General features: G+C 70.3%; 1 protein-coding gene. It reads right to left on the bottom strand.

Going from position 1 to position 14,960, the window contains the following annotated elements; all coding sequences use genetic code 11:
- On the bottom strand, window positions 1-14,627 hold a 14,627-nt coding region (locus ABIA33_RS36820), incomplete at its 3' end, for an SDR family NAD(P)-dependent oxidoreductase (RefSeq protein ID WP_370088346.1).
- Window positions 14,628-14,960 lie beyond the last annotated feature (333 nt).

The raw sequence follows: 14,960 nt of genomic DNA, 5'->3' as shown, positions 1-14,960 counted from the left end.
CACTGCTGCACCAGAGCCAAGGCCCGATGCACCGCCGCATGCACCGCAACCGCCACACCCCGGTCACTACCCCACACCGGCATCATCGGCACGACAACCGTGTCGGGCACCGACACGCCGCCGACGACCGCCTCGACCAATGCATCCAGATCCGCATACCGCCCAGCACCGTCCAGGCCCAAGCCCTCGGCACCGAGCACCACCACCGTGCCACCCGACGTGACGGACGGCAGAGTCACGTCCGTCCACTCGGGGCGGAACAGGGCCTCGTGGTAACCGCTCCCGGCACCGCGAAGCTGGTCGGCAGCGAACGGCCGCAGGACCAGTGACTCCACCGAGGCCACCGGCGCACCCGCGCCATCGGCAACCACAAGCGACACCGCATCGGCACCAGCACGCGCCAACCGCACGCGCAACTCCGAGGCACCCGCCGCATGCAGGGAAACCCCCGACCACGCGAATGGCAACCGGCCTTGACCCGTGTCTTCCAAGAGGCCGCCGAGACCGATCGCGTGCAGCGCCGCATCGAGCAACGCCGGGTGCAGACCGAACTGAGCAGCCTCCGCCCAACTCTCCTCCGGCAACGCCACCTCGGCGAACACCTCACCACCAAGACGCCACGCCGCCCGCAACCCCTGAAACACCGGCCCATAACCAAACCCAGCGACCGCAAAGTCCTCATACAACGAATCGACCGCGATGGCCTCCGCGCCCGAAGGCGGCCACTCCGCGAGATCGAACTCGGCAGCCGGCGCAGCCTCGGCGAGGAGCCCGGCCGCATGGCGCGTCCACCCTTCGTCGGCCGCAGCATCCTCGGGCCTGGAGTACAGGCTGAGTATGCGCTGGCCGGAGTCGTCCGGCGTCCCGACGGACACCTGGACCTGCACCCCGCCCCTCTCCGGCAGGATCAGCGGCGCCTCCAGAGTCAGCTCCTCCACCAGACCGCAGCCGACCTGGTCGCCGGCCCGGATCGCCAGTTCCACGAATGCCGTGCCCGGGAGCAACACGACCTCGCCGACAGCGTGGTCTGCCAGCCATGGATGGGTCTCCAGTGACAGCCGCCCGGTGAAGAGGTGGCCGTCCCCGTCCGCCAGAGCGACGGAAGCACCCAACAGCGGGTGGTCGGCCGACCCCAGACCGGCGGAGGCCACATCCCCCACCTGCCCGGGTCGGATGCGCGGCCAGTAGGTCTCCTGTTGGAAGGCATAGGTGGGCAGGTCCACGCGCTGGGCGCCGCGCCCTGCGAACACCGCCTGCCAATCGAGCTTCACACCGTGGATGTGGAGCCGAGCCAGGGCAGTCGTGAATGTCTCGGCCTCGGAGCGGTCCCGGCGCAGCGTCGGTGTGAGCACGGCCGCTACGTCATCGTCCAGGCAGTCCTGGGCCAGGGCCGTCAGCGTGCCGTCGGGGCCCAACTCCAGGAACGTTCGGACGCCTTCGGCTTCCAGAGCCTGGACGGCGTCATGGAAGCGGACGGCCTCGCGGACATGGCGCACCCAGTAGTCCGCCGAACACAGGTCTTCCGCCGAGGCGAGCACCCCGGTGAGGGTCGAGACCATCGGGATGCGCGGAGCGCGGAACTCCAACCCCTCCGCCACCTTCCGGAAGTCGGCCAGCATCCCGTCCATCAGCGGCGAGTGGAACGCGTGACTGACCGTCAGCCTCCTGGTCCGGCGACCCAACTCCTCGAAATGAGCAGCGACCGCCAGCACTGCATCCTCGACACCGGAAACCACCACCGACCCAGGGCCGTTGACCGCCGCAATGCCCACGTCGGCCTCGTGGCCCGCAAGCAGTGGCAGCACCTCCGCCTCGCTAGCCTGCACCGCCACCATCGCACCACCGGCCGGCAACGCCTGCATCAACCGACCACGCGCCGCAACCAACACAGCCGCATCCGCCAACGACAACACACCCGCAACATGCGCCGCCGCCACCTCACCGATCGAATGCCCAGCCACGAAGTCCGGCCGCACACCCCACGCCTCCACCAGACGGAACAACGCCACCTCAACCGCGAACAACGCCGGCTGCGTATAGGCCGTCTGGTCCAGCAACCCCTCCCCCGCGAAGACCACCTCCCGCAGCGGACGATCCAAGTGCCGGTCCAACTCCGCACTCACCGCGTCGAACGCCGCCGCAAACACCGGGAACGAGTCATACAGCTCACGCCCCATCCCGAGCCGCTGACTGCCCTGCCCCGCGAACAAGAACGCCACCCGACCAGCGGAACCCGCAACGCCGAGCGACACCCCCGCTGCTGCGTCCTCACCCCGAACCAACGCCTCCAACCCACGACGCAGCTCACCGCGATCCGCACCGACCAACGCCACCCGATGCTCCAGCACCGCACGCGTCGTCGCCAACGAGAACCCGACATCAAGCACACCGGCCCCAGGCCGCACATCCAACGCCGCAGCCAACCGACCCGCCTGACCCCGCAACCCCTCCACCGACCGCGCCGACAACACCCACGGAACGACCGGGGACGCCACCACTGACCCAGGCCCAACCTCCGGCCCTTCCCCGTCGCTCTCAACGGCCGGTGCCTGCTCCAGAATGATGTGCGCGTTGGTACCGCTGAAGCCGAAAGAGGACACACCCGCCCGACGCGGCTGCCCCGTCTGCGGCCACACCTGCTCCTGGCTCAGCAGCGACACCGCGCCCGCCGACCAGTCCACATGCGACGACGCCTCACCCACGTGCAGACTCTGCGGCAGCACACCATGCTGCATCGCCAGCACCATCTTGATCACACCAGCCGCACCCGCCGCCGCCTGCGTATGACCCAGATTCGACTTCACCGACCCCAGCCACAACGGCCGATCCTCGGACCGGTCCTGGCCGTAGGTAGCCAACAGCGCCTGCGCCTCGATTGGATCGCCGAGCCTGGTGCCGGTGCCATGCGCCTCCACCGCATCGACCTGACGTGGCGACAGCCCGGCAGAGGCCAAAGCCTGCCGAATCACGCGCTGCTGCGACGGGCCGTTCGGCGCCGTTAGGCCGTTGCTGGCCCCGTCCTGGTTGACGGCGGACCCGCGAACAATCGCCAGCACCGGATGCCCGTTACGGCGTGCGTCCGACAGCCGCTCCACCAGCAGCATGCCGACACCCTCACCCCACCCGGTGCCGTCCGCATCGTCCGAAAACGCCTTGCAACGCCCATCCGCCGCCAGGCCCCGCTGCCGACTGAACTCCACGAACGTGCTGGGTGTCAGCATGACCGTCACACCACCGGCCAGGGCCAGCGTTGACTCGCCTTGCCGGAGCGACTGGCAGGCCAAGTGCAACGCGACCAGGGAGGAGGAGCACGCCGTGTCGATCGTCACCGCAGGCCCCTCCAGACCCAACGTGTACGACACCCGACCCGACGCGACGCTGCCGGACGTTCCCGTGCCGACGTGTCCCTCGGCGCCCTCCGCCGACTGCTGCAGCAGCATGCCGTAGTCGTTGTACATCACACCTACGAAGACACCCGTTCGGCTGCCGCGCACCGAGTTCGGGTCCACACCCGCCCGCTCCAACGCCTCCCACGACGTCTCCAACAGCAACCGCTGCTGCGGATCCATCGACATCGCCTCACGCGGCGAAATCCCGAAGAACCCCGGGTCAAACGCCCCCGCATCGTGCAGGAACCCACCCTCACGCGCATAGGAAGTGCCCTGGTGGTCCGGGTCCGGGTGGTACAACCCCTCGACGTCCCAGCCGCGGTTCTCGGGGAAGTACGACACCGCGTCGCCGCCACCGGCGACCAGAGCCCACAGGTCCTCCGGAGAGGCCACGCCGCCGGGGAAGCGGCAGCTCATCCCGACAATCGCGATCGGCTCGTCATCCGGGAGAGCAGCCGCCACAGCCGGGAGGCCCACCTCGGGCAGGTTCCCCAGGAGTTCGGTGCGCAGCAGATCGGCCAGTGCCGTCGGAGTCGGGTAGTCGAAGACCAGGGTGGCCGGCAGGCGCAGCCCGGTGACCACATTCAGCCGGTTCCGCAGTTCGACCGCCGTCAGCGAGTCGAAGCCGAGGTCCTTGAAGGCGCGGCCGGCGTCCACCGAGCTGGGGCCCGGGTAGGCCAGCACAGCGGCCACTTCGGTGCACACGATGTCGAGCAGCGCGGCCTCCTGCTCGGCCTCGGACAGGGCCGAGAGGTGCTCTGTCAGTGCCGAGCCGCCGGCTCCGTCCGTCGTACCGGCCTCGACTGCACGACGGACGGGGACCCGAACCAACCCGCGCAGTAGGGGGGACAGCATCCCCGCCACTGCCTGGGCACGCAGGCCGGCGAATTCCAGCTGAATGGGGACCAGCACGGGCTCAGCGGAGCCGACCGACGCGTCGAAGAGCAGCAGGCCGTCCTCGGAGGTCAGCGGAGCCACGCCACCTCGCGCCATCCGCTGCACGTCCGCGCGGTCCAGAGCGCCGGCCATGCCGCCGTCCTCGGCCCACAGCCCCCACGCCAGCGACGTAGCGGTCAGACCCAGCGAAGTCCGATGCTGGGCCAATCCGTCCAGGAAGGCGTTGGCGGCGGCGTAGTTGCCCTGCCCAGCAGCGCCGAACACACCGGCGGCCGATGAGAACACCACGAACGCCGACAGGTCGAGGTCCGCGGTCAGTTCGTGCAGGTGCCAGGCCGCGTCGACCTTCGGCCGCAGCACAGCATCGACCCGCTCCGGGGTCAACGACGAGATCACACCATCGTCCAGCACACCAGCCGTGTGCACCACCGCCGTCAACGGATGCTCGACCGACACCGACGCCAACAACCCGGCCAACGCACCGCGATCCGCGACATCACACGCCGCCAGAGTCACCTCAGCGCCCAATGCCCGCAGACTCTGCTCCAGCTCGGCGGCACCCTCAGCATCAGCCCCACGCCGCGACACCAACAGCAGCCGACGCGCACCGTACTCCGCCACCAGATGCCGAGCGAACAGCGTTCCCAGGGTGCCGGTCGCACCGGTCACCAACACCGTGCCCTGGGGGTCCAGCACCGCCCGGGTAGTCTCAGCGGTCGCCGGCACTCGTGCCAGCCGCGTCGCGTAGGCACGCCCGGTACGTAGGGCCAACTGCGGTTCACCGCTAACGATCGCCGCCGCAAGGGCACGTGTGGACGCATCGTCAACATCGGTGTCGACCAGGATGATGCGGCCGGGGTTCTCCGACTGCGCCGAGCGCAGCAGACCCCACACCGCCGCCGACGCCAGGTCCGCCACACCCTCCCCAGGCCCCACCGCCATCGCACCGCGGGTCACCACCACCAACCGCGAGGAGGCAAGCACCTCCTCAGCCAGCCACTGCTGCACCAGAGCCAAGGCCCGATGCACCGCCGCATGGGCGCCGGCAGCTTCATCCAGACCACTGTCCCGCCAAGGCATCAACGGCACCACAACCGTGCCCGGAACCTGCCCACCGGCAGCCACCGCCCCGACCAGACCACCTAGTTCCGCATACCGCTGCGCACCGCCCAGGCCCAGACCCTCCCCGCCCAACACCGCCACCACGTCACCCGACACGGCAGACGGCAGATCCACACCGACCCACTCCGGCCGAAACAGCGCATCAAGGCGACCGCCTCCGACACCACTCAACTGCTCAGCCGCGAACGGCCGCAACACCAAAGACCCCACCGACACCACGGGAGCCCCCGTACCGTCAGCAACCACAAGCGACACCGCATCCGCACCAGCACGCGCCAACCGCACCCGCAACTCCGACGCACCCGCCGCATGCAGCGCAACCCCGGACCACGCAAACGGCAACCGACCCCGACCCGTATCCTCGACCAGACCACCCAAACCCACCGCATGCAACGCCGCATCCAGCAACGCCGGATGCAGACCGAACTGACCGGCCTCCGCCCGACTCTCCCCCGGCAAGGTCACCTCGGCGAACACCTCACCACCAAGACGCCACGCCGCCCGCAACCCCCGAAACACCGGCCCATAACCAAACCCGGCAACCGCAAAACCCTCATACAGACCGTCGACACCGACCGGCTCGGCACCCACAGGCGGCCACTCCACCAGATCGAACACGGCAGCAGGCGCAGCCTCAGCGAGCAGCCCCGCCGCATGACGCGTCCACACCTCATCCAGCGGCGCGTCCTCCATCCGGGAGAACATCGACAACGGACGGCGCCCCGAGGCATCAGGCGCGCCGACCGATACCTGGACCTGCACCCCGCCCTTGCCAGGCAGGATCAGCGGCGCCTCGAGCGTCAGTTCCTCCACCAAACGGCAACCGACCTCATCACCCGCACGGATCGCGAGCTCCACGAACGCCGTGCCGGGAAGCAGCACGGTCTCCCCGACAGCGTGGTCCGCCAGCCAGGGGTGCGTCTCCAGTGACAACCGACCTGTGAAGAGCACACCCTCGGCATCTGCCAGCGCCACGGTGGCACCCAGCAGCGGGTGATCCGCCATATCGAGGCCGAGGTACGCGGCTGCGGCGTCTCCCACCAGGATCGGCGGGGCCTCCAGCCAGTAGCGCTCGTACTGGAAGGCATATGTGGGCAGGTCGACGCGTCGGGCGCTACGACCGGCGAACACCGCTTGCCAGTCGAGTTCCACACCGCGGACGTACAGGCGGGCCAGGCCGCCGGTGAATGTCCGCACCTCGGGACGGTCACGACGCAGGACCGGCGTGAGCGCGACCGCAGCGTCGTCGTCCAGGCACTCCTGTGCCAGTGCCGTCAGGGTGCCGTCGGGGCCCAACTCCAGGAACGCGCGGACGCCCTCACCTTCCAAGGTCCGGACCGCGTCACGGAAGCGCACCGCCTCCCGGACATGCCGCACCCAGTACTCGGGCGAGCACAACTCCTCCGTCGACGCGAGCACCCCGGTGAGCGTCGAGACCACCGGTATACGTGGGGCGTGGAACTCCAGCCCCTCCGCGATCTTCCGGAACTCTCCCAACATGCCTTCCATCAAGGGCGAGTGGAACGCGTGACTGACCGTCAGCCGCTTGGCCTTGCGCCCCTGCTCCTCGAAGTGCGCGGCAACCGCCAGCGCCGCTTCCTCGTTACCGGAGAGCACCAGCGAGTTCGGGCCGTTGACCGCCGCAATGCTCACGTCGGCCTCGTGGCCCGCCAGCAGTGGCAGCACCTCCGCCTCGGTGGCCTGCACCGCCACCATCGCCCCACCGGACGGCAACGCCTGCATCAACCGACCACGCGCCGCAACCAACACAGCCGCATCCGCCAACGACAACACACCCGCAACATGCGCAGCCGCCAACTCACCGATCGAATGCCCAGCCAGGAAGTCCGGCCGCACACCCCACGCCTCCACCAGGCGGAACAACGCCACCTCAACCGCGAACAACGCCGGCTGCGTATAGGCCGTCTGGTCCAGCAGCGCACCCGCCGGGGTGCCCTCAGCGGCGAAGAGGACCTCGAGCAGCGGACGCTCGAGATGCTGGTCGAGCTCCGCACACACCGCATCCAGCGCCAACGCGAACACCGGGAAGGCGGCATACAACTCCGCACCCATGCCCAGCCGCTGACTACCCTGCCCCGCGAACAGGAACGCCACCCGACCAGCAGACCCCGCAACACCCAGCGACAGGCCCGCCGACGGACTGCCCTCGGCCGCCCCGGTCGAGGAAGCCAGGGACGCCAATTCGGCCTCGAAACGGTCGGGCTGGGTCGCGAAGAGCACGGCGCGGTGGTCGAAGGCGGTGCGCGTGGTCGACAGCGAGTAGCCGACGTCGAGCAGGGACAGCTCGGGCCGGTCCCGCAGGTGTGCCCGCAGTCGCTGGGCCTGGGCGCGCAGTGCCTCGGGGCTCTTGGCTGACAGCACCATCGGGACAGTGGCGTCTGCAGGGATCCCGCGCGCCCCAGCTCGGTCTGCTGTGGCGTCCGCGGTCGGCGCGGCGGGATCGCGCGGCGCCTCGTCCTGGAACACCGGCGGCTGCTCGATGATGGTGTGCGCGTTGGTGCCGCTGACACCGAACGAGGACACGCCGGCCCGGCGCGGCTGCCCGGTCTCCGGCCACGGCCGCGACTCCGTCAGCAGCTCCACCGCGCCCGCCGACCAGTCCACGTGCGTGGACGGCTCCCCGACGTGCAGGGTCTGCGGCAGCACACCGTGCCGCATCGCCATGACGACCTTGATGATCCCGGCGGCACCGGCGGCGGCCTGGGTGTGGCCGAGGTTGGACTTGATCGAGCCCAGCCACAGCGGCCGGTCCTCGGAGTGCTCCTGGCCGTAGGTGGCCAGAAGGGCCTGCGCCTCGATCGGGTCGCCGAGCGTCGTGCCCGTGCCGTGCGCCTCCACCAGATCGACCTGATCGGCTGTCAGGCCGGCACTGGCCAGTGACTGCCGGATCACCCGCTGCTGCGAGGGGCCGTTCGGCGCGGTCAGGCCGTTGCTGGCGCCGTCCTGGTTGACGGCCGAGCCGCGAACGATCGCCAGCACCGGATGCCCGTTCCGACGGGCGTCCGACAGCCGCTCCACCAGCAGCATGCCGACGCCTTCGGCCCAGCCCGTGCCGTCGGCATCGTCGGAGAACGACTTGCAGCGGCCGTCGGCGGCCAGGCCGCGCTGGCGGCTGAAGTCCACGAAGGTGTCGGGCGTGGACATCACGGTGACGCCGCCGGCCAGCGCCAGCGTGCACTCGCCCGTGCGCAGCGCCTGGATCGCCCAGTGCAGGGCCACAAGAGACGACGAGCAGGCGGTGTCGACGGTCACGGCCGGGCCTTCGAGACCGAGCACGTAGGCGACGCGACCGGACGCGATGCTGCCGGAGCTGCCGGTGCCCAGGTAACCCTCGACGCCCGGCGGGATCGCGGGGAGCCGGGAGATGTAGTCGTGGTACATCACCCCGGCGAAGACGCCCGTGCGACTGCCGCGTATCGAGTCGGGGTCGATACCGGCCCGCTCGAACGCCTCCCAGGAGGCTTCGAGCAGCAGGCGCTGCTGCGGGTCCATCGCCAGCGCCTCGCGTGGCGAGATGCCGAAGAAGGCGGGGTCGAAGTCGCTGGCGTTGTGGAGGAAGCCGCCCTCGCGCGTGTAGGAGGTGCCGGGGTGATCCGGGTCGGGGTGGTAGAGGTTGTCGATGTCCCAGCCACGGTCCGTGGGGAAGGACGAGATGCCGTCGGTGCCGCCGGAGACCATCCGCCACAGGTCCTCGGGCGAGCGCACACCGCCCGGATAGCGGCAGGCCATGCCGACGATGGCGATCGGGTCGTCGGCGACCGCGGCCAGGACCGGAGCGGACTCGGCGACGGCGGTGCGCAGTCCCAGTGCCTCGGTGAGCAGGTACCCGGCGAGCGCGGTGGGAGTGGGGTAGTCGAAGACCAGCGTGGCGGGCAACCGGACACCGGTGGCGGCGTTCAGCCGGTTGCGCAGTTCGACCGAGGTCAGCGAGTCGAAGCCGGTCTCCCGGAATGCCTTCCCCGGGTCCACGGCATGCGGGCCCGCATGGCCCAGGACGAGAGCGACCTGGCTTCGGACCAGCTCGAGGAGCTCTCGCTGCTGGTCCGCCTCGGTCAGTCCGAGCAGTCGTTGGAGCAGCGACGAGCCGGCTGCGGACGCCCCTGCGTCGGCGGCTCGCCGTGCGGGTGTGCGGACCAGGCCGCGCAGCAGACCGGGCAGTAGACCGGCCCTGGCCTGGGCGCGCAGGCCCGCCAGATCCAGCCGGATCGGCACCAGCACGGCGGTGTCCTGTGCGGTGGCGGCGTCGAAGAGGGCGAGGCCCAGTTCGGGGGTGAGCGGAGCCACGCCGCCCCGGGTCATGCGCTGCACGTCGGCATGGTCGAGCGTGCCGGCCATGCCGCCCGCCCACAGGCCCCAGGCCAGGGACGTGGCGGTCAGGCCCTGCGCCCTGCGGTGCTGGGCAAGGGCGTCCAGGAAACCGTTGGCGGCAGCGTAGTTCCCCTGCCCGGCGGCGCCGAACAGGCCCGCAGCGGAGGAGAACAGGACGAACGCCGACAGGTCGAGGTCGCGAGTCAGCTCGTGCAGGTGCCAGGCGGCGTCGACCTTCGGCCGCAGCACCCCGTCGATCCGCTCGGGGGTCAGTGAGGAGATCACGCCGTCGTCGAGCACGCCTGCGGTGTGGACGACTGCCGTGAGCGGGTGCTCAGCGGGCACCGCGTCCAGAAGCGCGGCCAGCGCGTTGCGGTCGGCGACATCGCATGCCGCCAGCGTCACCTCTGCACCCAGCTGGGTCAGCGACGCCACCAGCTCGGCCGCGCCCTCCGCCTCGGCTCCGCGCCGCGAGGCCAGCAGCAGCCGCCGTGCGCCGTGCTCGGTCACCAAGTGCCGGGCGAACAAGGTGCCCAGGGCGCCGGTCGCGCCGGTGACCAGCACCGTTCCGTCGGGGTTCAGCACCACCGGAGCAGTCCCGGCCGACACCGGCACCCGCGCAAGCCGCGCCGCGTGAGCCCCGCCCTCCCGCAGTGCTATCTGCGGCTCACCGGACGCGACGGCGGCCGGGAGCAGTCGCACGGACTCCTCGTCCTGAGTGTCGAGATCGACCAGCACAATCCGGCCGGGATTCTCCGACTGTGCCGAGCGCACAAGGCCCCACACCGCCGCCGAGGCGAGGTCGGTCACGTCCTCACCGGCTCGGGTCGCGATCGCTCCCCGGGTCACCACGACGAGGCGCGAAGCGGCGAACCGATCGTCCGCCAGCCACTCCTGTACGAGTGTCAGCGCGCGCTTCACGGCGGCCCTGACATCTTCCGCCGACTGGTCGACGCCGCCGCCGAGCCCGACCGGCACGAACACCATGGCCGGAGCCGGGAGGTCCGCGTCGAGTCGGGACGCAAAGGTGTCCAGGTCCTGGGGTGTGTCGACACCGGACCCGGCCGCGAGCAGCGCAGCTGCCAACCCGAGTCGGTCGGTGCCCGCCACCGTGTGGCAGTCGGGGGCGTCGGCGGCGGACTCGGGCAGCGACACGGCCACCCACTCCACGCCGAACAGCGCGTCGCCTTGTGCCGCGCTCCGGCTTCCGCTCTCCCGCATCTGCTCGGGCGCCACCGGACGCAGCACCAGGGACTCCACCGAAGCCACCAGCGCGCCCGAGGCGTCAAGGGCGGTCAGCGACACCGAGTCGGAGCCCGCGGGCGCGATGCGCACCCGGAGCGTGGCCGCGCCGACGGCGTGCAGCGACACGCCGCCCCAGGAGAACGGCAGCATGCCCCCGCCGCTGTCAGGCCGCGTGTCACCCGCGAGGGCGTCACCGAGGGCGGTGGCATGGAGGGCGGCGTCGAGCAGCGCCGGGTGCAGGCCGAAGCCGGCCGCTGCCGGGACGGCCTCGTCCGGCAGCGTGACCTCGGCGAAGACATCGGTTCCGCGCAGCCAGGCCGCGCTCAGTCCCTGGAAGGTGGGCCCATAGCCGAAGTCCGACTCGGCGAGCGCGTCGTAGAAGCCGGTGAGATCGACCGGCCGGGCGTCGGCAGGCGGCCAGGACTCCGTGCCGAAGGCCGCCGCGCTCATGGCGGCGGGGCTGTTGAGGGTGGCGCTACTGCCGGGGGCGAGCAGGCCCTCGGCGTGCCTGGTCCAGGGCTCGTCGTCGGCGTCTTCGGAGCGGGAGTACACGGTCAGCGGGCGCAGCCCCGATGCGTCGGGCTGTCCGACCCACAATTGCACCTGCACTCCGCCCCGTTCGGGCAGCACGAGGGGTGCCTCGAGGGTCAGCTCCTCCAGACGTTCGCAGCCGACGTGGTCGCCGGCCCGGATCGCCAGTTCCACGAAGGCCGTGCCGGGCAGCAGAACGACGCCACCGACGGCGTGGTCGGCCAGCCAGGGGTGGGTCTGCAGCGAGAGCCGGCCGGAGAAGAAGAATCCATCACCGTCGGCCAGCGCGACGGCAGCACCCAGCAGCGGATGGTCGGCCGAGCCGAGGCCGATCGCGCGGGCGTCGCCCACGGCGGGCGGGGTCCGGTCGAGCCAGAACGTCTCGCGCTGGAAGGCGTAGGTGGGCAGGTCGACGCGGCCGGCGCCCCGGCCGGCGAACACGGCATCCCAGTCCACCTTCACACCGCGCACGTGAAGCTGAGCGACAGCGGACGTCAGGCTCTCCGCCTCGGACCGGTCCCGGCGCAGGACCGAAGCGAGCGCGGCCTCCTCGCCCAGGCAGTCCTGGGCCATGGCCGTCAGAGTGCCGTCGGGGCCCAACTCCACGAAGGTTCGGACGCCTTCGGCTTCCAGAGCCTGGACGGCGTCACTGAAGCGGACGGCCTCGCGGACATGGCGGACCCAGTAGTCCGCCGAACACAGGTCTTCCGCCGAGGCGAGCACCCCGGTCAGGGTCGAGACGACCGGAATGCGAGGAGCATGGAACTCCAACCCCTCCGCGACCTTCCGGAACTCCGCCAGCATGCCGTCCATCAGCGGCGAGTGGAACGCATGACTGACCGTCAGCCGCTTGATCCGGCGACCATCGGCCTCCAGGAGTGCGGCAATGTCCAGGACCGCGTGCTCGCTCCCAGAGATCACCAGCGAGTTCGGGCCGTTGACCGCCGCGATGCTCATGTCGGCCTGGTGGCCCGCCAGCAGTGGCAGTACCTCCGCCTCGGTGGCCTGCACCGCCACCATCGCCCCACCGGCCGGCAACGCCTGCATCAACCGCCCACGCGCCGCAACCAACACAGCCGCATCCGCCAACGACAACACACCCGCCACATGCGCCGCCGCCAACTCACCGATCGAATGACCAGCCACGAAGTCGGGACGCAGGCCCCAAGCCTCCACCAGACGGAACAACGCCACCTCAACCGCAAACAACGCCGGCTGCGTATAGGCCGTCTGGTCCAGCAACCCCTCCCCCGCGAAGACCACCTCGCGCAGCGGACGCTCCAAGTGCCGGTCCAGCTCCGCACTCACCGCGTCGAAGGCCGCCGCGAACACCGGGAACGAGTCATACAACTCACGCCCCATCCCCAGCCGCTGACTGCCCTGCCCCGCAAACAGGAACGCCACCCGACCAGCAGACCCCGCAACACCCCGCAGCGCACCCGGCGCGTCCTCGCCCCGAACGAACGCCTCCAACCCACGACGCAGCTCACCAAGATCCGCGCCGACCAACGCCACCCGATGCTCCAGCACCGCACGCGTCGTCGCCAGCGAGAACCCGACATCAAGCACCCCGGCCCAAGGCCGCACACCCAACGCCGCAGCCAACCGACCCGCCTGACCCCGCAACCCCTCCACCGACCGCGCCGACAACACCCACGGCACCACCAGCGAAGCAGCCCCGACCTCCGGCCCCTCCCCGTCGCTCTCGACGGGCTCGACGACCTCAACAGCGGGCGCCTGCTCCAGGATGGCGTGCGCGTTGGTACCGCTGAAGCCGAAGGAGGAGACGCCCGCGCGGCGCGGCTGTCCGGTCTCGGGCCACGGAACCTCCTCGGCGAGCACCCGTACGGAGCCTGCCGACCAGTCCACATGCGGCGACGACTGGTCCGCGTGGAGGGTACGGGGCAGCACGCCGTGTTGCATCGCCATGACCATCTTGATCACGCCTGCGACGCCGGCGGCGGCCTGGGTGTGGGCGAGGTTGGACTTCACCGAGCCGAGCCACAGCGGCCGGTCCTCGGGGCGGTCCTGACCATAGGTGGCGATCAGGGCCTGTGCTTCGATCGGGTCACCCAGGACGGTGCCGGTGCCGTGCGCCTCCACGGCGTCGACCTGCTGGGCCGTCAGCCGGGCGTTCTCCAGTGCCTGCTTGATGACGCGCTGCTGCGAAGGGCCGTTGGGGGCCGTCAGGCCGTTGCTGGCGCCGTCCTGGTTGACGGCGGTGCCGCGCACCACTGCAAACACCGGGTGCCCATTGCGCCGCGCGTCGGACAGCCGCTCCAGGAGCAGCATGCCGACACCCTCACCCCAGCCTGTGCCGTCCGCGTCGGCGGAGAAGGCCTTGCAGCGGCCGTCGCCGGCCAGGCCGCGCTGGCGGCTGAAATCGACGAACGCCTCGGGGGTGGACATCACGGTGACGCCGCCGGCCAGGGCCAGTGTGGACTCGCCCCGCCGCAGCGACTGGCAGGCCAGGTGGAGGGCGACCAGCGACGAGGAGCACGCCGTGTCGATGGTGACGGCGGGACCTTCGAGGGCGAGTGCGTAGGCGACTCGTCCCGAGGCGATGCTCGCGGAACTGCCGGTACCCAGAAATGCTTCGACGCCGTCGGGGACGGCGTACAGGCGGGCGGCATAGTTGTGGTAGATAACGCCGGCAAAGACGCCGGTGCGGCTGCCGCGCAGGGTGTTGGGGTCGATTCCGGCTCGCTCGAACGCCTCCCATGAGGTCTCCAGCAGCAGTCGCTGCTGCGGATCCATCGCCAACGCCTCACGGGGCGAGATCCCGAAGAAGGCGGCGTCGAACTCGGTTGCCCCGTGCAGGAAACCGCCTTCGTTGACGTAGGAGGTGCCCGGATGTTCGGGGTCCGGATGGTAGATGGCGTCGAGGTCCCAGCCACGGTTGACGGGGAAGCCGTCGACGGCGTCCTGACCGTTGCTGACCAGCTGCCACAGGTCTTCGGGGGAGCTGACGTCGCCGGGGAACCGGCAGCTCATGCCGACGATCGCGATCGGCTCCTGGTCTGCGGCTTCCACCTCCTGGAGGCGCTGGCGGGTCTGGGCCAGATCGGCCGTCACCCACTTGAGGTAGTCACGAAGCGTCTCTTCATTCGCCATTACATGCCCACCTCTTCAACGCAATCCGGTCAGTTGCAAGTCGTTCGACGAATTTCACCGGAATGAACTCGCAGTAATGGCCGGCGACATGAATGAACTCCCCGGGAGAGGTTGTCGGCAACTTCGGCTATCAGGAGCTTCACCAGGATCGACTACTGCATATCGCTTTCAGAGATTATGGGTGGGCTCGACCGGCCTCAACCCCTAACCTGCCCCTAGGGGCTGCATTTGTGTGTGGCTCCGCCCATCCGTATTCGGGGCTCAGCGGCCCCCGTTCCCATGCAGCAGCAGGTGCCCCCTGCCCGGACTGCTGGCGGCAGTCCGGGCAGGGGG

It is taken from the genome of Streptacidiphilus sp. MAP12-16, from assembly GCF_041262165.1.
GTDB lineage: Bacteria > Actinomycetota > Actinomycetes > Streptomycetales > Streptomycetaceae > Streptacidiphilus.
This window is presented reverse-complemented; position numbering and strand designations above follow the sequence as displayed.